The sequence below is a fragment of the Mesorhizobium sp. M7A.F.Ca.CA.004.04.2.1 genome, assembly GCF_004022825.1.
In the GTDB taxonomy this organism is placed as follows: Bacteria; Pseudomonadota; Alphaproteobacteria; order Rhizobiales; family Rhizobiaceae; genus Mesorhizobium.
In genome coordinates, this window is sequence record NZ_RZPH01000001.1 from 1 (window position 1) to 18,773 (window position 18,773).

At 59.3% G+C, this 18,773-nt stretch carries 21 protein-coding genes; 12 read left to right on the forward strand and 9 right to left on the reverse strand.

The window, feature by feature from the left end; translation table 11 throughout:
* The 6 genes from EN893_RS00005 to EN893_RS00030 all read left to right on the forward strand — a co-directional run.
* Positions 1-615 (forward strand): c-type cytochrome (locus tag EN893_RS00005; RefSeq protein WP_128361366.1); only part of this gene is annotated, 615 nt, incomplete at its 5' end.
* Positions 612-2,582 (forward strand): cytochrome c oxidase subunit I, encoded by a 1,971-nt coding sequence (gene ctaD, locus EN893_RS00010; RefSeq protein ID WP_127268120.1) that lies wholly within the window; start codon positions 612-614, stop codon positions 2,580-2,582. The genes EN893_RS00005 and ctaD, both read left to right, overlap by 4 nt.
* The gene (locus EN893_RS00015; protein WP_127268121.1) at positions 2,579-3,184 is read left to right on the forward strand and encodes a cytochrome c oxidase subunit 3; all 606 of its coding nucleotides are present in this window, start codon (positions 2,579-2,581) and stop codon (positions 3,182-3,184) included. Before ctaD ends, EN893_RS00015 begins: the two co-directional genes overlap by 4 nt.
* A gap of 115 nt (positions 3,185-3,299) precedes the next feature.
* Positions 3,300-3,527 carry a hypothetical protein gene (locus EN893_RS00020; protein WP_245481567.1) on the forward strand — a complete coding sequence of 76 codons (228 nt, stop codon included), beginning with the start codon at positions 3,300-3,302 and terminating at the stop codon, positions 3,525-3,527.
* Entirely contained in the window at positions 3,524-4,402 is an 879-nt protein-coding gene (locus tag EN893_RS00025; protein ID WP_127268123.1) for a cytochrome c oxidase assembly protein, read from the forward strand. The genes EN893_RS00020 and EN893_RS00025 overlap by 4 nt, the downstream gene beginning before the upstream one ends.
* A complete protein-coding gene (locus tag EN893_RS00030) occupies positions 4,383-4,799 on the forward strand; it encodes a c-type cytochrome (protein WP_127268124.1) in 417 nt (138 codons plus the stop codon). Before EN893_RS00025 ends, EN893_RS00030 begins: the two co-directional genes overlap by 20 nt.
* Before the next feature lie 78 nt (positions 4,800-4,877).
* Here the strand turns inward: EN893_RS00030 and EN893_RS00035 are convergent, their stop codons facing one another.
* The 4 genes from EN893_RS00035 to EN893_RS00050 all read right to left on the reverse strand — a co-directional run bounded on the left by EN893_RS00035 (position 4,878) and on the right by EN893_RS00050 (position 8,179).
* On the reverse strand, positions 4,878-5,717 hold the full coding sequence (locus EN893_RS00035; protein ID WP_127270405.1) for a DUF3618 domain-containing protein: 840 nt from the start codon (positions 5,715-5,717) through the stop codon (positions 4,878-4,880).
* A complete protein-coding gene (locus EN893_RS00040; protein ID WP_236383248.1) occupies positions 5,714-6,049 on the reverse strand; it encodes a phage holin family protein in 336 nt (111 codons plus the stop codon). Before EN893_RS00040 ends, EN893_RS00035 begins: the two co-directional genes overlap by 4 nt.
* 51 nt (positions 6,050-6,100) lie before the next feature.
* The gene (locus tag EN893_RS00045) at positions 6,101-6,709 is read right to left on the reverse strand and encodes a hypothetical protein (RefSeq protein WP_127266481.1); all 609 of its coding nucleotides are present in this window, start codon (positions 6,707-6,709) and stop codon (positions 6,101-6,103) included.
* Positions 6,710-7,261: 552 nt separating this feature from the next.
* Positions 7,262-8,179 (reverse strand): hypothetical protein, encoded by a 918-nt coding sequence (locus tag EN893_RS00050; RefSeq protein WP_164748700.1) that lies wholly within the window; start codon positions 8,177-8,179, stop codon positions 7,262-7,264.
* A gap of 356 nt (positions 8,180-8,535) precedes the next feature.
* Here EN893_RS00050 and EN893_RS00055 point away from each other — a divergent pair, with 356 nt between their 5' ends.
* Positions 8,536-9,708 carry a glycosyltransferase gene (locus EN893_RS00055; RefSeq protein ID WP_127266480.1) on the forward strand — a complete coding sequence of 391 codons (1,173 nt, stop codon included), beginning with the start codon at positions 8,536-8,538 and terminating at the stop codon, positions 9,706-9,708.
* A gap of 2 nt (positions 9,709-9,710) precedes the next feature.
* Positions 9,711-10,853: a UDP-galactopyranose mutase gene (gene glf, locus EN893_RS00060; RefSeq protein ID WP_127266479.1), complete on the forward strand. Its 1,143-nt coding sequence runs from the start codon at positions 9,711-9,713 to the stop codon at positions 10,851-10,853.
* 75 nt (positions 10,854-10,928) lie between these two features.
* On the opposite strand, the gene EN893_RS00065 is transcribed toward glf, so the two are convergent.
* Positions 10,929-12,095 carry a beta-glucosidase gene (locus EN893_RS00065; protein WP_127266478.1) on the reverse strand — a complete coding sequence of 389 codons (1,167 nt, stop codon included), beginning with the start codon at positions 12,093-12,095 and terminating at the stop codon, positions 10,929-10,931.
* Between the two features lie 465 nt (positions 12,096-12,560).
* On the opposite strand from EN893_RS00065, the gene EN893_RS00070 reads away from it, so the two are divergent.
* Entirely contained in the window at positions 12,561-12,941 is a 381-nt protein-coding gene (locus EN893_RS00070; RefSeq protein WP_164748699.1) for a hypothetical protein, read from the forward strand.
* 150 nt (positions 12,942-13,091) lie between these two features.
* Here EN893_RS00070 and EN893_RS00075 read toward each other — a convergent pair whose 3' ends face one another.
* The 4 genes from EN893_RS00075 to EN893_RS00090 form a co-directional block, all read right to left on the reverse strand.
* A complete protein-coding gene (locus tag EN893_RS00075; protein ID WP_127266477.1) occupies positions 13,092-13,916 on the reverse strand; it encodes a Ku protein in 825 nt (274 codons plus the stop codon).
* Positions 13,917-14,490: 574 nt separating this feature from the next.
* Positions 14,491-14,700: a hypothetical protein gene (locus EN893_RS00080; protein ID WP_127266476.1), complete on the reverse strand. Its 210-nt coding sequence runs from the start codon at positions 14,698-14,700 to the stop codon at positions 14,491-14,493.
* A 139-nt stretch (positions 14,701-14,839) separates the two neighbouring features.
* Entirely contained in the window at positions 14,840-15,013 is a 174-nt protein-coding gene (locus EN893_RS00085; RefSeq protein ID WP_127266475.1) for a hypothetical protein, read from the reverse strand.
* 340 nt (positions 15,014-15,353) lie between these two features.
* A complete protein-coding gene (locus EN893_RS00090; protein ID WP_127266474.1) occupies positions 15,354-15,659 on the reverse strand; it encodes a hypothetical protein in 306 nt (101 codons plus the stop codon).
* 1,114 nt (positions 15,660-16,773) lie between these two features.
* Here EN893_RS00090 and EN893_RS00095 point away from each other — a divergent pair.
* The 3 genes from EN893_RS00095 to EN893_RS00105 all read left to right on the forward strand — a co-directional run bounded on the left by EN893_RS00095 (position 16,774) and on the right by EN893_RS00105 (position 18,220).
* The gene (locus EN893_RS00095) at positions 16,774-17,508 is read left to right on the forward strand and encodes a Crp/Fnr family transcriptional regulator (RefSeq protein ID WP_127266473.1); all 735 of its coding nucleotides are present in this window, start codon (positions 16,774-16,776) and stop codon (positions 17,506-17,508) included.
* A 19-nt stretch (positions 17,509-17,527) separates the two neighbouring features.
* The gene (locus tag EN893_RS00100) at positions 17,528-17,764 is read left to right on the forward strand and encodes a hypothetical protein (RefSeq protein ID WP_127266472.1); all 237 of its coding nucleotides are present in this window, start codon (positions 17,528-17,530) and stop codon (positions 17,762-17,764) included.
* Positions 17,765-17,977: 213 nt separating this feature from the next.
* Entirely contained in the window at positions 17,978-18,220 is a 243-nt protein-coding gene (locus EN893_RS00105) for a hypothetical protein (protein WP_164748697.1), read from the forward strand.
* Positions 18,221-18,773 lie beyond the last annotated feature (553 nt).

An 18,773-nucleotide genomic window follows, 5' to 3' on the forward strand; every position in this document is an offset into this window, starting at 1 on the left:
GAGTTGCGCTACGAGGATGCTACGCCGAGCCGTATCCTGACGACGGCATACGAGATCCATATCCCTGCCGGCGAGCCGGTGCGGCTGCTATTGACCTCGACCGATGTGATCCATTCCTTCTGGATCCCAAGCTTGGCCGGCAAACTCGATCTTATCCCCGGCCACATGAACGTGTTGGATATCAAGGCCGACAAGCCGGGCGTCTACCGTGGTCAATGCGCTGAATTCTGCGGTGCGCAGCACGCCAATATGGGCACCTTCATCATCGCCGAACCGCGCCCGAAATTCGATGCGTGGCTGAACGACCAGTTGCAGCCGGCCGGCGCGCCGGCGAGCGGCGAAGCCAAGGCCGGCGCAGACCTGTTCCTCAAACGCCCCTGCGTGATGTGCCACAGGATCGGGGGAACGCCGGCCGGCGGAACGGTGGCTCCCGACCTCACCCACATCGCCAGCCGGAAAACATTGGCGGCCGGAACGCTGACGATGAGCCGCGGCAATCTCGCCGCCTGGATAGCCGACCCGCAAGGCATCAAGCCGGGTTCCCACATGCCAGTGGCAGATCTCAACGGCGACGAGCTCAACGCAATCGTCGCTTATCTCGAGGGGCTGAAATGAGCAGCGCCGATGTCACAGGCGACCGCCACATCCCGGAACCAGACCCCGCCAAGGGCGACCTTGCTCCCGAACGTGACGGCCCCCGCGATACCGGCATGGATGATGCCAGCCTGCATCGCTGGCTCGAGCGCACCTGGCGGACGCCGTCCGGCATCGTCGGAGCGCTCTCGAGCGTCGATCACAAGGTGATCGCACGACGCTATTTGATCACCGCTTTCGTCTTCCTTGGTCTTGGCGGTCTCAACGCTGTCGCCATGCGTATCCAGCTTTCGGGACCGCAACGCGGCCTGATCGGGCCCGACCTCTACAACCAGCTGTTCACCATGCATGGCGTTACGATGATGTTTCTGTTCGCCGTGCCCATCGTGCAGGCGACCGGGATCTACCTGGTGCCGCTGATGGTGGGCACCCGCAACATCGCGTTTCCGCGCCTGAACGCGTTCAGCTATTGGATCTACGTCTCGGGCGGCGCTTTCGCCTGGGTGTCGTTTGCCCTCAACATGGCTCCTGATGTGGGCTGGTTCGCTTACGTGCCGCTGTCCGGCCCCGAATTCGCACCGGGCAAGCGCGCCGATGTCTGGGCGCAGATGATCACCTATACCGAAGTGTCGTCACTGGCCGTCGCGGTGGCAACCATCGTCACGGTGTTCAAGCAGCGGGCCCCCGGGATGTCGCTGGACAAGATCCCGCTCTATGTCTGGGCGATGCTGGTCACTTCTTTCGTCGTCATCTTCGCGATGCCGGCGGTGATGATCACCTCGACTTTCCTGATCCTTGACCGGCTGGTCGGCACGCACATCTTCAACCCGGCGGAAGGTGGGGATGCTCTGCTGTTCCAACACCTCTTCTGGTTCTTCGGCCATCCGGAGGTTTACATCATCTTCCTGCCGGCGACGGGCATGGTGTCCGCGATCATTCCTGTTTTCGCCAGGCGACCGACATTCGGTCATCTCGGGCTGGTCCTGTCGCTTATCGCAGTCGGCTTCCTGTCGTTCGGGCTCTGGGTTCACCACATGTTCGCCACGGGATTGCCTAAGCTCGGCGCCAGTTTCTTCACCGCATCCAGCATGCTGATCGCGATTCCAAACGGCGTGCAGATCTTCTGCTGGCTTGCAACACTTTGGGACCGCCGGCCGGTGATCCGGACGCCATTGCTGTTCGTCTTCGGCTTCTTCTTCATCTTCGTCATCGGCGGGCTAACCGGCGTCATGCTCGCCTCGGTGCCACTGGATCTTCAGGTGCACGACACCTATTTCGTCGTCGCGCATTTCCATTACGTGCTGATCGGCGGCTCGGTGTTCCCGCTGCTTGGCGCGGCTTATTTCTGGTTCCCGAAGATCACCGGCCGCATGATGAGCGAACGCCTTGGACGGTGGCATTTCTGGCTGGCCTTCATCGGGTTCAATGCGGCCTTTTTCCCGATGCATCTCGTCGGCCTATGGGGCATGCCACGAAGGGTCTACACCTATCCGGCCGAGCTTGGCTGGGGCAACATCAACCTTTTCATCTCTGCCGGGGCGCTGCTCTTTTTCCTGAGCTTTGTCCTGTTCACTTTCAATCTGGTGCATGGCGCGCTCAAAGGCACCCTGGCCGGCAACAACCCGTGGGACGCAGGAACCTTGGAGTGGGCAACGTCCTCGCCACCGCCGAGCTATAATTTCGCACGCATTCCCATGGTTACCCATATCGAGCCGCTCTGGGCCGAGCGCGAGGCGCTCCCTGTAGCGACCGGGCTCCGCGTCGATGCGCGCGAACTCCTCATCTCGACCTTGGCCGAAGCTTATCCCGATATTCGCGAGAAATCGGCCACACCGTCGATCTGGCCGCTTTTTGCGGCGCTAGCCGTCGGCGGCACGTTTCTCTATTCGATCTTCACGCCTTGGGCGATCGTCTGGGGCGCCGCGCCGATCGCCATCACGTTGATCGGTTGGTTCTGGCCCAAGGGCGATCCGGAGGACCAGGAATGAAGCAGCGCGCCGCCGCCGATCTTTCTGGCCTGCCGACCTTCGGGCACGGTCCGCGCAGCCCCACCTGGTGGGGCACGCTCGGCTTCATGGCTTTGGAAGGCACCGGTTTCGCGCTGGCAGCGGGCGCATATCTCTATCTTGCGCTGTCGTGGCCAGCGTGGCGGCTTAGCGCACCGCAGCCTGACCATTGGCCCGGAACGATCGTGACGATTTTGTTTGTCGTCAGCCTTGTGCCCAACCACGTCCTCCACCGCCACGCCAAGCAATGCTCCATGGTTCCGGTGCGGATCGGCCTGGTGGTTATGTCGCTGCTCGGCATCGCTCCGCTCGTCGTGCGCTGGTTCGAATTCCCCGCCCTCAACATCTATTGGGACACCAACGCCTATGGATCGATGCTCTGGGTGCTGCTTGGCCTGCACACCACGCACCTTATAACCGATGTCGGCGACACCATCGTGCTGACAGTGCTGATGTTCACGCGCCACGGCTATAGCGGCCGGCGCTTCGGCGATGTCGGCGACAATGTCTTCTACTGGGATTTCGTGGTCCTGACCTGGATCCCGATCTACGTGCTCATCTATTGGGCGCCGAGGCTAGGCTGAGATGCGAGCGTTACGGTTGGGAACGTCTTGGGGTGGTCTTCTGTCAGGTCCGCTGGCCTGGGCGGTCTCGACACAGCTGAATTATGCGCTGGTGCCTTGGCAATGCAACCGCCAGGTGCCGGTCGTGCTTCCCGTGGCGCTGCTGCTCGTCTTGTTGTCGCTGCTCGGCGGGGCGCTGTCGTGGCGGGCGAAGCAGCGAGGCGGTGCCGCATTCAAGCCGGAGCGTACGCGCGGCACAGAGCGCTTCGTCGCCAATCTCGGGATGTTGTCGGCGTTGCTGTTTGCGCTTGTGATCCTCATGCAAGGCAGCGCGGCGCTGATCCTGGATGAGTGCCTGCGATGAACCTGGACGCGCTGTTCCCTACTTCCATCTGCTACGGCGCCGCCGCGCCCGGGGCCGGGTGGACGCTCGCGCTGCCCATCACCCTGCCACTCGCCGTGCTTGCCCTGATATATGTCGTTGGCGCTGGCCGGCTTTGGCGGCGCAGCAGCCGCGGCAGGACTCTGCGGCTGCGCCAGGCTCTGCTGTTCACGGCCGGATGGAGCGTGTTGACAGCCGCATTGGTCAGCCCGATTCATGTGCTCGGCGAGCAGGTCTTTGCGGCGCATATGATCGAGCATGAACTGCTGATGGCCGTGGCGGCGCCGCTGTTGGTCTCTGCCTGCCCGACTGCGGCCTTGATGTGGGGCCTACCCATCCGGTTCCGGCGCGTTCTGGGAATTGCCGGACACGCCAATTGGCTGAGGGTGGTCTGGGCCTTCGCAACGCGGCCGATCAGCGCGACCATTATCCACGGCATTGCTATATGGATTTGGCACATTCCGGTGTTGTTCGAGGCCGCGCTCGAACGCGGCGTACTGCACTATGCACAGCACGCGAGCTTCTTCGGAACAGGGCTGCTGTTCTGGTGGGTCCTCTTGCCGCGTCCCGGCCGCCAGCATGCCTATGGGAGCGCAGTGATGCACCTCTTTGTCACCTCGCTGCATACCGGGCTGCTCGGCGTTCTCCTGTTGCTCTCGCCACGCCTCTGGTACCCGGAGAACGCCGTGGGAGCGGCACTGTGGAATTTGAGCCCCCTGGAGGACCAGCAACTTGCTGGGCTGGTGATGTGGGTTCCGGCTGGATTGATATATGGCGGCGCAGCGCTGCTGCTGGCCGCGTTGTGGATCAAGGCGAGCGGAAGGAGGGAGGCGGCGCATGCGTACGAGCGTGTCTAAACTGCTTGCCGCCGTCATCGCCGCGCTGGTGCTGCTCGTCGCGGCCGTGGCCGGAATGACCTGGTGGTCCGATCGGGCCGCGCGCGTCCGCCACGAGGCGGAGGCGGCCACAGGCGGTGACACTGCGAGGGCCTTGCCGATCATGACTGCGAATGGCTGTTCCGGCTGCCATACGATTACGGGCGTGCCGGGCGCGCAAGGGCAGGTCGGTCCTCGCCTGGATGCCAGTCTTGCTGACCGCGTCTTTATCGGCGGCGGGCTGGCCAACAATCCAGAGAACCTGATCCGCTGGATACGATCGGCCAGGGAAATCAATCCGCACACCGCCATGCCGTCGACCCGGATAACAGAGCAGCAGGCGCGCGATATCGCGGCTTACCTCTACGCTCTGAAATGACTCGAGCGGTTCACCGTTTGAACAACAACGCCGGCCCTTCTGAAGAGACCGACTATCGTTGATCCAGGATCATTCAAGCTAGGTTTGACGCTGAGACGGATCGGAAATCCGTTCACGCACGGCATGCTCGGTTTTGTCTGCCGTGGACTTCACGACCTCGCCGAGCTGATCGGCCATCGTGCCTGCTTCCATATTTTTCCGGCCAGCTTCCTGCTTGATGGTCTCATAGGCGTCGGCGGCGACCTGCTTGGCTTCATCCAGACCCCTGTCGAGCATGGTTTCGGCGGTGTCGCGAAGCTTGTCGCCATAGGCGCCTAGTTGCTCATCCTCCGTTGCGGTATGGGGCAGCATTGCACCTATGGCGGCGCCGATGGCGAGACCGGCGGCCGCTACGGCCAAGGGTTGGTTCTCAAACAGTTCTTGGGCAGAGCGGGTGGTTTTCGCCGCCATCTCGCCGGTCACCGATCTTGCAGTGGCCGTGCTGCCCGTCAAACCCTCGGCGGCGTTGCTTGCCGCGCTCGAAACGGTATCGCTGACGCTGGTAGCAGCCGACGACAACGATGTGGCGGCATCGGAAAGCGTGCTGCCAAGGCCTCCACGCTCCCCGTCATCATGTCGTCCCGGCGCCGAAGGCATGGAGTATCCAGCCGAACCGTGGGGGGTGTTTGAGGTACCGCTGCCGAACATCAGCCAAGCCAGACCTGCGCCCACCATGGTGACCGGCAAAGGATTGTCTCGGACCTGCGTTCTGAGATTGCTGAGCATGGCCGAGCTCTCCCCTCCCGAGAACAGCCCGGTGAACTCATCCAGCAATTGTCCGGGCGTCATCTTGCCTCGAATGGATTCGGCGGTCTCCATCACCCGGGCGCGGGCTGCCTCGGCCTCGCGTTCAAGTTCGGCTGCGGATTTCTCTTTCATCTCACCTGTTCCTTGATCACGCTCGCGTCGCGCTTAAGCTGTTCCTGGGTCCGGTCGGGGGTAAGTTCCGAAGGCGCCATGCTGGCCATCCCGGTCCGCAGCAGGATGACGCCGAGGACCGCCACGACCACACCGACCAGCAGGGAAGACCACCCCGCGCCTAGCCCTGCCCGCGTCAGTGCGATAACGAGTGCCTGCAGCAACACCAATAGCGCGGCGAGCAGGCAAATCGCGCCGCCCAGTACTTCCGCGGCACCTGCTCCGGCTTTGGCAAGCTTTTCAGAGAGCTCCGCCCGAAACAGCCTTGCCTCGGTTTGCACCAGTGGTGACATTCTGGGCCAAGTCGGTGATCAGTCCGGTAAGGCTGGGATTGTCCTGGGTGTTCATCTGTCCTGCTCCGCGTTCTGCGTGGCCCCATCATCGCCGACGAGGCCCGAATCCTGCGAACGATCAACGGACCAACCCTGTGCCTGATCGGTGTGTGATTTGAGGTCTCCCGCAGCATCCTGGAATTCTGGACCCGCCGGCGGAGAAGCCTTGATGAACCGCCCGAGAGCCAATCCGGCCAATACCGATCCGGCAAGCAGGACACCGGGATTTTGCCGGCCAAAGGACTGCACGTCCTCCAGGACCTGGCCGAACGGTTTCTGTTTCAATGACGATGAAAGCCGCTCCAAGCCACCGGCGGCATCCAATGCGAACTTCGATGCGTTCCTTTCATCGTTGTTGGCCAGATGGTCACTGGCCGCGCGCAGTGCGCCGCCCAGCGCCGCCAGACTCGATCCGATGTCGCGCTGAGCTTCCTCCGCCTTGTCGGAAATCGCATCCCTGGCTTCAGATGCATAATCGCCAGCCTTACGGGTCACCGTGTCACGCGCGTCGTGAAGCAGCTCGCTGGCACGTTCTTGTTCCTGGCGAAGCCTGTCGGAAACGTCGCTTTTCGCCTTGTCGAAATCGGTGGGCTGTCCGCCCTGATCGTTCTCATGCTGCATGGGCCACCTAGTGAAGACCGAGGAAGGAGAGGACCGCGAGCACGACAACGATAAGGCCGATAAGATAGATGACACTGTTCATGTGCACGTCCTCCGTGGCTTCCCAACTTCGTGGAACCTCCGATGTTCCACTAGGTGAAAGCATTTATGATCAGGCTGAAACGGAGAGCTCGTCAGGCACGCAACAATCAGGAATGAGCTGAGCTGCCCCTCGTGCGGAGCTTCAGTGGCTCGAGTACAAACCTTGTGCTCCCGACTGCGCACGGGTCGAGCGGAAGGCCGCCGGTTGCCTCGGCTTTGGCTGACCTTTGTCTATTCGGCTGTCCGCCTGTCGATCATCTGCTCGCTCTGGACGCCCGGCACGTCCCTGCGCTGTTAGACGCCTTCAACGAAGCGAGGATGAAGGCATAGAATACGTGCTGATGTTTCATTCTCCTGCGGGAAGGAGCAGAGATATTCAGTTCGCCCATGTCTTCGAACGCCGCGAGCGACTGCTGCATGGTGTCGTGTGCACGCGCTCCGACGGATTGTTCCGTCCGAGCAACACCTAAATCATGCAACCTTGGAAAACAGGGCGACGTCGCATCTGGCCAAGCCGTAGCGCCACCGATGATCGGTCGTGGCGACCCGGCTTTGGTAAAACAGCGAAAGTTGGCCCCCTTCGATCATCACGGTCGAGTGGCCGTTCTCTCCCGGCTGGCCTGGTTCCAGCACCGGTCCCATCGACACATAGGGTCCAGCAACATCATCGGCGATGGCAAAAAACACGCGTTGCCGGTTTCCCCGAAGGCCATTCGGGAGAAAGCAAGTGGCATTGAGAAGCACGCGGCCATCCGGCAATTCGACCAGTTGTGCGCCCTCTATCCCCCATTCGTAGTCGGGATCCTCTCTCGTGTTGTGGTGAGGAACTTCATTATGGTCGAGGATCTTGCCGATCCGCTTCCAAGGGCCGAACCATGAATCGGATTGGCTACGCGCGAGATAGATGTCGGGCTGTGGCACCCTGGTGAATTTTGGCATGGCGGAATAGACGAGGTAGCGCTTGCCGCCAATAACTGCGGGATGCGGATCGTAAATGCCATCTTCCTCCGTGTCCGGGATGGCGAGGATTGCCGGGCTAAGAACCACCCAATGGAACCCGTCATTGGAAACCGCATGCTCGCAGCGGCCACCAGACTTCATGAACTCGGTCTGGATGAACATGTGAAAGACGCCACTTTCGTGAATGACCCCCGGAGCCGCAACACCACTCCCATTGATAGGAAGCTCGATCGACTGATGCTCGGTCCACGGCCCATAAAGTTCCGGCGCCGTGGCATGCAGGATCCTCCACGTCTCGCTGGTCACCGTGCCGCTCGAGCCGAAGACGTGCCACAGGCTGCCATCAAAGACGGGGCAAGGGTCTTTGAGATCATCCACGCTTTGCGGATGAAACAGCGGAAAAACATTGGTTGAAAAGTCGATCTTCATATCAGCCCCGGAATTCGCCTGGCACGGACTCGCCAGTGATGCGGGCGAATCAACTTGATGTCCTGCACATTTTATAACCAGCGACTTAAACGCAAATACGGCAGGTCAGTTCTCCACCGACATTCCCCCGTCGCTCACGCTTTCAAAGCCCGGCGACGCGTGGTGGCCGTTCTCAGCTCCGCGGAAATGTCGTCGCATTCGTCATCCGAGCGGTGACTGAGAGCACTTCACTTCACCTTGGAACAACTCACGCGCGGGAAAGTTAGGAGCTGGCATCGAAGTCTATTTCTCCTCGACCCGCTATTAACAAATGTTAGTCGTAACATAAACCAAAGATTACGAGAAGGAACATCTCAATGGAAGCAGCCTTGGGCAGGGTATCCGCCAGTAAACACGTTGGCAGGGAAAATCTACTGGTTTGCTTCTCCCATTTGCGATGGAATTTCGTTCATCAACGGCCGCAGCATATCCTCACTCTTGCATCCATGAAGCAGAGAGTGATCTACTTTGAAGAGCCTGTTTTTGAAGAACTGCCACAGCCGCTGATGCGGACGAGCGAGGCGTCGCCAAACATTCTAATTGTGACACCAGTGCTTCCGCTCGGCGCGTCGGCCGCGAAATCAGATGCCGTCCAGCGGAGATTTGTTCAGCAGATCATAGCTTCTATGCCGCACAGCCGGCTGATCGCCTGGTACTACACGCCGATGGCTCTTCGCTTCACGGAGTTCCTTGACCCAGACATATGCGTCTACGACTGCATGGACGAACTCTCCGCCTTCAAGAATGCACCGCCCGAACTGGCGCAGATGGAAAAGGAACTTCTGCGCCGCGCCGATCTCGTTTTCACCGGTGGCCTGAGCCTGTTCGAGACCAAGCGCCGCCTGCATCAGGCCATTTACCCCTTTCCGAGCAGCATCGATGTCAAACACTTTCACAAGGCAAGGCTGCCAGGAAAGGACCCCATCGATCAGGCCGGCATTCCTCACCCGAGGGTGGGGTATTTCGGCGTCATCGACGAGCGGCTGGACGTCGACCTCGTGGCGCTAGCGGCGCGGACCATGCCGGACGTGCATTTCGTCATGATCGGCCCCGTTGTCAAAATCGATCCTGCAATCCTGCCGAAGGCCGACAATCTGCATTGGTTGGGCGCGAAGGCCTACTGCGACCTGCCCGATTATCTGCGCCATTGGGATGCCGGGTGGATGCCGTTTGCGCTCAACGAAGCGACCCGGTTCATCAGCCCAACCAAGACGCCAGAGTTTCTGGCGGCGGGCCTGCCGGTGATCTCGACGGCAATCGTTGACGTTGTGCGCAGCTACGGCGCTGCTGGGCTGGTGGAGATCGCCGACATTGACGACTTGGACAGCAAGCTGCGCTCCCTGCTTTTGCGACCGCGCGAGATGCTGCTGCCGCAAGTCGATGCCTATCTGGCTGACATGTCGTGGGAAAGAACATGGAAGGCCATGGCCGCTCACATTGAGGGCGCCTACCGACGCAAGAAGGTCGTCCCGCTCCGCAGGAGCGCATAGCCATGTTCGATTGGCTGATCGTGGGCGCGGGGTTTGCCGGCAGCGTGCTTGCTGAAAGGATAGCCTCCCAGCGTCATGAAAGCGTTCTCCTGGTCGACCGCCGCAGCCATGTCGGCGGCAACGCCTACGATTGCTACAATGAAGCCGGCATCCTCATCCATCGTTACGGGCCCCATATTTTTCACACCAACAGCCAGTCGATCGTGGACTACCTCTCGCAGTTCACCCAATGGCGCACATACGAGCACAGGGTTCTGGCGGCGGTTGACGGGAAACTGCTTCCCATCCCGATCAATCTCGACACGATAAACCGCCTTTATGGCCTCGAGTTGAATTCCGCACAGTTGGAGGAGTTCTTCGCATCGCGGCGCGAGACGGTAGAGGACGTGCGAACGGCCGAGGATGTTGTCGTCAGCACCGTGGGACGCGAGCTCTACGAGAAGTTCTTCCGTGGTTATACAAGGAAGCAATGGGGCGTCGATCCGAACCAGCTGAGCAAATCAGTGACGGCACGAGTGCCGACCAGGACCAACCGCGATGATCGCTATTTCAGCGACAGCTTCCAGAAGATGCCTGCCGGTGGATACACGAGGATGTTCGAGCGCATGCTCGGTCACCCGAACATCAAGGTCATGCTGCAGACCGACTTCCGCGAAATTCGTGACAAGATACCCTTCAACCGCCTGATCTATACCGGCCCGATCGACGAATATTTCGGCTGGCAGCTAGGGCGTCTTCCTTATCGTTCGCTCCGTTTCGAGCACGTCACACTCGACCAAGAGCAGTTTCAGCCGGTTGCCGTCGTCAACTACCCCCAGACGGAAGATTACACCCGCATCACCGAATACAAACATTTGACCGGCCAACGGAGCGTGCGGACCAGCCTGACATACGAATATCCCACCGATATCGGGGACCCGTACTATCCGGTGCCGCGGGCCGAAAACGAAGAGCTCTACAAGCGCTACGAAGCGCTCGCCGCAACCTGTCCCGACGTGTGGTTTGTCGGCCGCCTGGCAACCTACCGCTACTACAACATGGATCAGGTGGTCGGGCAGGCCCTGGCAACCTTCGCACGCATTCAAAAGAGCGTCCCGGAATGGGCGGGCGTGGGGAATGCGTCGTTGGCCGAAGGGGCGCTGTAGCTCCCCCACCTGGACCCGGGAGCATCGGCGCGGGGCCGACAGGCGCTCGCGCAGTCCCTCGTGCAGCTCATGTATTTAACGCGTCGGGTTCGCCGCGAACAAAGCTTGCTGGCGGGCCAATTCGTCCGCGACGGGCTTGTGGACGTGTCGGCTGCCGTCCGCCTGGACGACTGAAAACAATCCCACCTCCGCATGCCGCGAATTGTCCCAGCCCGGATAGGCGGTTACCGGGTAAAGGCAAATACCTTCGATCGGGGCTTTGAGGCTTTCTGCGGCACGCACCTCGTCGCAGACATAGTGGAGCCAAGCCGGCCCGCCAGACCCCTCGGAGCCGGTCTCGGCGATGAACATAGGCTTGCTGTATCGATGCGCGACTTCGATCAGCATCTCCGATAGGGCACGGTACTCGTGATGCCCCATCGGAATCGTCGGCCCGTTTAGGTACCACTGATTGTGTGGATAAAAATTCAAGCCAACGACGTCGACGACATCTTCGCTCCCACCCAGCTCAGGTTCGGCCCGGCCCAGCAGCATGTCGTAAGCTTCGAACTGTCCCTGACGGGCATTTTCGGCCCGGCGCCGTTCGGTGCGGGTCCGGTCGCGAGGAGCGATGTGGATAAGCGGCTCGGCCCAGACAAATCTGCAAGCGGGATCGACCTCCCGCATCGCGCGAACGCCGGCTATTGCTGCTTTCACGAGGTGCCGCTTGAACCATCCCCGCCTCTTCGGGCCGACGCGGGGGAAATAGCCGACCTCAACAGCCCAGGCGAAAAACGAAATTTCGTTGATCGGGCACAACAGAGGCGCTGTACCGGCGATTGAACGATGAACCCTCACAGCTTCCGCGGCGAACGAGGCATAGGCATCGATGAAATGCATCGATCCCTGATCAACATGGTCGGGAGATCCGTAGTGGAAGATGTCCCAGATGATCCGGACACCTGCCGATTGCGCTGCTTCGACCATCGGCGTCCAGCTTGACCAGTCATAGGTTCCAGGAGCGGTTTCGATGAGGTGCCAGCGCAAGCCGTCGCGGATGGTACGAAGACCGAGTTCGGCGCAACTGCGGTAGTCGCCCAGGGCATGCAAATAATGCGACGTCGCGCGGATAAGATCGAGGCGAACGCCGTCCTTGCGCCGGTGCGACGAGCACTCGAAGCCAGCCATGAAAAAACTGGCGAACGGCGACGTGCCCGCAATCGAAGTCACCTCATTGCCTGCGCTGTGTCCTGCTTCGCTCATGCGAAGTCTCCTTAGGGCATTTGGGCTCAATCTCGGCTGCCGAATGCAGATCGGGAACAGCCATAGCAATCCGGCAGCCGTCTCTCATCCGTCAGGCTGCACATTAGTCTTGTGCTTAACGGGATGGTACCAAACCGGATGGTCGAGCCTTTGTTCCCGATCGAACCCACCGGAGGCCAGACAGCAGCCAGGGAAGAAGCTGGCAAGGGAAGTCGGGGGGCGAGGCACACAGCCGTCATCGGATCATCCACCGCTCCGACGAAGGCAAGGAACAGTACGTTCAAATTCGACTTTCCGACATCGATCATGCCAGGCGAGAGGATCGCAGCGACGTCGCCTGGAGTATCTCAGGAGCCGCTCCGCCGATCTTTCCCGGTAAAGCCCGTCATTCGCTTCAAGCGGGAACATTGGTTGCCTCAGCAAGTTTGATCGCCATAGCAATGGCCGCAGCGGGCGGGCGCACAGATGAGACATCTGGTCAAAGATATCCTGATCGAGATCGCTGAAATGCTTCCGGCCATCACTCAAAAGGGCGAAAATTCGGCCGAAGCACTGCCCGTCCATGCGCCGAACTTCCCCCACGATCTGGAGCCGGTGATCAGGGCAGACCCTTCCTACCAAGTGCCATCGCAACGCACCGACGATCGGCATGAATCAGTCGCAGTCCCGAGCAAGCCGCAAGCTCTATGGAGGGATATGGTGCCGGCTGTGACGATCGTACCTTTGCCAGTCACTGTAGATGAAGGCGCGGTCAACGCTCACGCCTCCGACGGGCAGCATGCACGGCGTCGAGTGCCGAGCGAACGGCTTCAACGTTTGAGGCGTGAGGCTGGGCTCACGGCCTGAAGATCCAGCGGCCGTTGGGCCTGCGCCTCTTTATCGCGCATCGCTTCGGCGCCAACATGAACTTTGCTCACACCCAGTACGCTTCTAACCTAGCACTGCAATTGCACTGGTTCTTTTCAGCACCGCCGCGTTGGTGATCGCTATCTTTGACTATGCTGATTTGCGGCTCTTGGCCTTTGGCCGGTCTTGGCCGATGCCTTCCTTGGCGAGGCTCTTTCGGAGAACCGAGGCCAGGTCGACCACGTTCTCCTTGGGTTTCGGCGCTGGTTTCGGCGGTTTTTTGCCCTTGCGCTTGGCGTCGATCATGGCAATCAACGCATCCTCGTAGGTGTCCTCGAATTTCGAAGGATCGAACTTTGTTACTTTCTTGTCGATGAGAAGCCCCGCGATTTCGAGCAGATCCGCATCGTATTTTGGGCTTTTCACGTCATTGAAGACGGTGTCTTCCGATGTCATCTCATTGTGGGTCCGTAGCTCGGTCAGCAACATCCCTTTTCCAAGGGGCTGTATCAATACTTCGCGCCCGCGCTGATAAAGTACGACGCAGGAGCGTGCCGCAACGCGCTTCTTGGCCATCGCATCGCGCAGGACGGCAAAGGCCTCCAGAGAGGCACCGTCTGCCGGGATCAAGTAGTATGGCTTCTCCAGAAAGCGTGTGTCGATTTCGGCAACCGGAACGAAGGAATCGATGTCAAGTGTATGCTGCGACGTCAGTTTCAGTTTCTTTATCTCGTCCGGCTCGACGTGAATGAAATCACCCTTGTCCGCCTCATACCCTTTGATCTGATCCTCGGCTTCGACAACATCGCCGGTCTCTTCATCGACATAAGCGCTTTTGACGGGTAAACCGTCCTTGCGGTTCAAAATCTTGAAGTGGATCTTGGATGCCTCACTTGTGGCACCAACTATCTTCACCCCGCATGACACGGAACCGACCCTCAGAAAGCCCTTCCACACAGCGCGTGGCGCAACCATGCCGTTTCTCCTAGACCTCGATCTCGGCACAACGTCAGGCACACGGTTCTGTTCCGCGACGTGCGCCGGCGTCTTTCCACCCGATCGCAGGAGCAGACGTTGCTTTCACAAGCACACGAGGTGCTCAAGGGTGCTTCAAATGCATCGGAGCTCTGGCTCAGTGCGACAAAAAGCGTTCGCGTAAGGGAGTCGGCAGGATCAAGCGGACCAAGCTCGGGTTGAGTGACCGTGCCGACCTTAACTGGACACAAGCGTGGGCCGAATGACCTGACGCATACGCTACCGGCATAAGGGGAATGCTACAATTAAGCCTGGAGGACTTGTTGTGAACATGGCGCAATTTATACCCGAGTTGCAACGGTAATCACGTTCCCGGACCGAATAGTATCACGGCGAAGCCGTGCTACTCTGGCGTCCCAAGCCCTGCCAACTATTCCCCGTAGGTCATCGGCCGATTCCTCCAAGACATAGCAACTCAGTCGACATTCCGCCCGCAGGATCTCCCCTTGCGCAGAAAGCTCCTTGTGCTGGCGAATAAGATCATCCAGGCGGTCCAGATAAGGTGCGCGGCTCATCAGCCTTCACCCCGCAGCATCTCTTCGAAAGTAGCTTCATCGAAGTAGGCTCCGGAGTGCTGGAACAGCCACATCAGACGGGCGCTCAGTGCCTCGGCCTCGACGCTGCCTTCTGCTAGCGCACGCTCTTTGCAGGCCCGCTGAAACACCTGCTGTAGGAGGGCGAGTTCTTCGGGATTTGCAACGCCGATGGTAGCGGGAGCGGTCATGGCTTCCTCCGTTGGGGCGGAAGCATGTTCTTCGCTCACAGCCGGCGGTGCCCTGAAACTACCGCCGATGAGAGTAGACTACGCTCATATTGGCGAGAGTCGATTGAATAATAATTTAGTCACGACAGGCAGGAGCATTCTAATGCCGCTCTTTCAAAAATCGGGCTTCACGAAGCAGCGAATTCCAATCCGTGCCGATAAGCTTGATCAGACCGCGCGCATCCGGCTCCGAAATGCCGACTTCTTCAGACAAACGTCGGGCAAGCAATTGCTCATTGCCCTTCTTCACACGGCCGTCGCCATCCTTTTTCATTGGTTCCTCCTTGGGAAGCCAACTTACGGAATGACCTTTCGTTTCATGGAATAAGAAAAAAGCCCGCCGTCCCATTAGCGGCAGCGGCGGGCCGTCCCTGGGATAATGGGACTCGCTGGGGTGTTGGTTTCCCCTGCTGTCGCGGGCGGTGCAAAGCAGGTGCCACCTGGGGTGAACCAACACGGCACACCTCGCGGGCGACTCGCCGCGAAACGACAAGACCTTGGTCTGGTATCGACCCCCCGTGCCGACCTAGCACGACGGGCGTTCGAGAGCGGCTACACCCTGAGAGTCGACCCCTTTGCATCAATCTGGAACAGGGCAACAGTTCCAAGACACGTCAGCAGCCTTCCGTGGTCTTTTTCATCTGGCCAGGAGCAGCCGAGTTAGCATCGGTATCCTGTTGACCTGGCGCGGCCTGCTTGGCGCTGCCAGTTTGTTGACCTGGAGCGCAGTCCTTGGCGGAGTTCGAGTTAGAGTTCGTTCCACTCGTGGTGGTCGAATCCGTTCCCTGATCGGTCGTAGTGCTCGGCATTGTCTGGGTCGTCGAGGTCGACGATCCGCCTGTGGTCGTGGTGGTCGATTGCGCAACAGCGAGGCCAGTTGACAGTACCATAATGGCTGAAGCCAAAAGAACCTGTTTCATGATCAACTCCATATTGGAATGTCCCTTCGGTACCGAACTTCGCTGCGAAAAGACGGTTCCAAGAAAAATTCGCAATCGCACGCACCTCACGTTTGGACGGGCCCGCACCACTTGCGCGCGTCGGGGCGAGCGTCAGCGGGTAAGCGACCTAGGCCTTGGATCGACCTTTCTTGAATGATTGCGAAGCCTTGGCTTCGGCAGCAAAGCGTTGTTCTCGAAGTCGCGCAGTTTTTGTATCTCGCGCCTCTCTCTCGGCCGCGTTAGCAATCTTTGCCTCACGGTCTGCGCGCTCCAATCGGTCTTTGTCGACGCTTCGCCGGGACACATTGGCCTCCTACCAGAAGACCGTTGAATTTACAGTTTGCTAAAATGTTCCCCGCGATACGGCATGTTCCACGCAATGTGGCGGACTTCCCGGCTCTTCCGGGGAACCAGCAATGCAAAAGCCCGCTACCGGGAGGCAGGGGCCTTGAGAGACAGGCAACTTGGAGAAGGGCCGGCCCCAACAAGCTTCCTTTTGTAGTACCAATTAGTGCCGCCTTTAGTCAGTCGGCCCCGAGCTGAGGGGCGATGAGCTGGGCGAAGCCCTCACCGCCGACAGTCGCTCACGCTTGTCAAAATGAGCCTCCTGATAGGTCTTCTTCATTCGCTATCTCCCTTCGGCTACCGCATAATCACATACCGCGTTGCCTCGGTTTGGGTGCGTGTCAATCGCAAGCCAAACGCGAGATGGCTAAGGGATTATCACCCCTTTCTCGCCTGCCGCTTTCTTTCTTGTGGCTTGTGCGGAATTCTGGCGGGCTCAACGGAGCTGGAGCCCCTGATGTGACGTCAAAAATTCGAACCCAGCCTATGTCATAGGTTAATGCGCGGCTCGGGCGGCTCCCTTAAGGGTGCGGCATATTCACGTCGGGAGCGTTGCCGCACCCCAAGCGAGCAACCGAACGGGGCCTCAACCCTCTGGCGCTGGGCACTGAGGTCCCGGCCAAGGTCCTGGGTGCGTTCGCGTCTTGAGTTCCCAACTGCCGACCATCAGTCCGGCGCCTCTTTACGGCTACTCGGAACTTTTGAAGCGAATGCAAGTTCGATAATCAACATCAGCTAGGTAGCCAATTTGTCACCCACCTCATCCTTGGATGTCCTTATTCGCAAGCTCCAGAGCATCTCGGATCTCCGAGAGGGCGATATCGAGGTTTTGAAAGGCATCCAGATTCAGGAGAAGGATTTTTTGGCCAACTACGACCTGGTGCGTGAGGGTGACCGCCCTGTCAATTCGTTCGTGGTTTTGGATGGCCTGCTCGGTTCAACCAAACTTACCGGCGATGGCAAACGGCAGATTACATCCTTCTTTGTGGCTGGAGATATTCCCGATCTGCACGGACTGCATCTGTCGGTCATGGATTGCAATTTTACGACCCTGACAGCAGCCAGACTCGGCTTCATGCGACATGACGCTCTTCGCACCATTTGCGAACAGCATCCTCGAATCGCGACGGCTTTTTGGCGGTCGACGCTGATCGATGCAGCGATTTACAGAGAATGGGTAACGAATGTGGGAAGACGCGAGGCATACACGCGCATGGCTCACATCTTGTGCGAACTGATCTTTCGCTTGCGCTCGGTTGGACGCATTCAGGATCACGTCGCGGATCTTCCGATTACCCAGGCAGCACTTGGCGATGCATTGGGCTTGTCTACAGTCCACGTCAACCGAATGCTTCAGGAACTTCGACGTAGGGGCCTCATCGCCACGACGGGGTCAAGAGTGCATGCTCTTGATTGGCCCGGCCTCACTCGTGCAGGTGATTTCGACACGACCTACCTGCACCAAAGGACCCCCGCAGCTTAGTGGTGACGGAAGCTCTCGGATGGCACGATTTTTCTTTGATAGTGGCGATCACGATGTGGTCATCGAGGACGAAATCGGCATCGAATGTGCCGGTCTGGAGGAGGTGCGCCGCGCGGGCTTCGAGGGCCTTATCGACCTTACGAGAGATGTGCTTACCGAGGTGGACGGGCAGCAAGTATTTGTTGAAGTGCGGAACGAAAACGGCGACAGGATTCTGCGGCTGAGCATCTCGCTTCAGATCAAGTTGATGAGATAACGTGCCTGACTTGCTACGTCAGAATGCTGCCGAGTGCCGGCACATCGAATGGCATGAGCGGCGAGGAACGCCGCGTGATCGGACTATCGCCCGAAGACGCCGCCATTTCGACCGACGAACAAGTTCGGGTTCTCCCACACGAAGAAATCGGCAATTCACAGTCTCATACATGGCCCATCCAACCGATTTTTTATCGGTGTCGCGTATTTTTGTATGAAGTTCTGGAACGCGCATTCTCAGCGCTCGTTCATGTTGTCTCAGCAGTGGGTGGGTGTCGACGTGCAAAGAAAAGCGAATGAAGCAAGCCGGGTTGCGAAAGGCCAGGAGCTTGAGGTCGAACATCTTGTCGAGGTCACGGAAATTGACCCCGAGCAGGCCCGAACGCTGCTTCGCAAGCATGGAGCCGATTGGCCGAAGCTCAAAGACGAGGCGGAAGCTCTGAAGAAGGAAGACTAGTCGTCACCTTCCCAGCGGTTGGCGAGAAAGCTGTTCCAGCTCATCCTCATCCGTGATTCCCGCCTGGTAGTAAGCCAGAATGCGTGATGCGCGCCGTTCCCTCTGTTGCGGTTTCGTTTTTAATTTTGCTGCGTGCAAAGACGCGACTGAGCAGGGCAAGTTCTGATGGGGTGAAGGCGTCTCTATGCATCGCATCTCAGCTCCCGTGCGCCACCGTCTCTAGAGGGGGCCGAGGCGGGCTGAAGCTGTGGTTGCAGCCTCTGACGCCGGCCAGCAAGAGATCGCAGAACGGGTCGTCCGGCGCGCGCTAACGCTAGACAAGAAAGAATGTTCCGCGCGTTTTTCGGACACTAAACAAAAAGGCCCAGCCCGAGCCAGCAACGGCCTTTTACCGGTCTACGTGTGATCTCCTTCAACCATATCCGGAAAGCCTCTTCCTTGACGGGAATTTCTGGGCTTGCTGTGCGTTTAAAGTTGAGAATGGCAGTTATGATCTTGGACAGAAAGAATGGCTTGGCGCGCCGAGTTGCCAGAGCCACGAAAGCCCGCCCCA

Coding starts and splice junctions, on each gene's coding strand:
- EN893_RS00050 (WP_164748700.1), bottom strand. CDS start 8,179: ATGAAGATCGACTTTTCAACCAATGTTTTTCCGCTGTTTCATCCGCAA.
- EN893_RS00105 (WP_164748697.1), top strand. CDS start 17,978: ATGAAGTTCTGGAACGCGCATTCTCAGCGCTCGTTCATGTTGTCTCAG.
- EN893_RS00075 (WP_127266477.1), bottom strand. CDS start 13,916: ATGGTTGCGCCACGCGCTGTGTGGAAGGGCTTTCTGAGGGTCGGTTCC.
- EN893_RS00070 (WP_164748699.1), top strand. CDS start 12,561: ATGAGACATCTGGTCAAAGATATCCTGATCGAGATCGCTGAAATGCTT.
- ctaD (WP_127268120.1), top strand. CDS start 612: ATGAGCAGCGCCGATGTCACAGGCGACCGCCACATCCCGGAACCAGAC.
- EN893_RS00090 (WP_127266474.1), bottom strand. CDS start 15,659: ATGAAACAGGTTCTTTTGGCTTCAGCCATTATGGTACTGTCAACTGGC.
- EN893_RS00030 (WP_127268124.1), top strand. CDS start 4,383: ATGCGTACGAGCGTGTCTAAACTGCTTGCCGCCGTCATCGCCGCGCTG.
- EN893_RS00080 (WP_127266476.1), bottom strand. CDS start 14,700: ATGACCGCTCCCGCTACCATCGGCGTTGCAAATCCCGAAGAACTCGCC.
- EN893_RS00085 (WP_127266475.1), bottom strand. CDS start 15,013: ATGAAAAAGGATGGCGACGGCCGTGTGAAGAAGGGCAATGAGCAATTG.
- EN893_RS00035 (WP_127270405.1), bottom strand. CDS start 5,717: ATGAAAGAGAAATCCGCAGCCGAACTTGAACGCGAGGCCGAGGCAGCC.
- EN893_RS00040 (WP_236383248.1), bottom strand. CDS start 6,049: ATGTCACCACTGGTGCAAACCGAGGCAAGGCTGTTTCGGGCGGAGCTC.
- EN893_RS00015 (WP_127268121.1), top strand. CDS start 2,579: ATGAAGCAGCGCGCCGCCGCCGATCTTTCTGGCCTGCCGACCTTCGGG.
- EN893_RS00055 (WP_127266480.1), top strand. CDS start 8,536: ATGGAAGCAGCCTTGGGCAGGGTATCCGCCAGTAAACACGTTGGCAGG.
- glf (WP_127266479.1), top strand. CDS start 9,711: ATGTTCGATTGGCTGATCGTGGGCGCGGGGTTTGCCGGCAGCGTGCTT.
- EN893_RS00025 (WP_127268123.1), top strand. CDS start 3,524: ATGAACCTGGACGCGCTGTTCCCTACTTCCATCTGCTACGGCGCCGCC.
- EN893_RS00100 (WP_127266472.1), top strand. CDS start 17,528: ATGGCACGATTTTTCTTTGATAGTGGCGATCACGATGTGGTCATCGAG.
- EN893_RS00045 (WP_127266481.1), bottom strand. CDS start 6,709: ATGCAGCATGAGAACGATCAGGGCGGACAGCCCACCGATTTCGACAAG.
- EN893_RS00065 (WP_127266478.1), bottom strand. CDS start 12,095: ATGAGCGAAGCAGGACACAGCGCAGGCAATGAGGTGACTTCGATTGCG.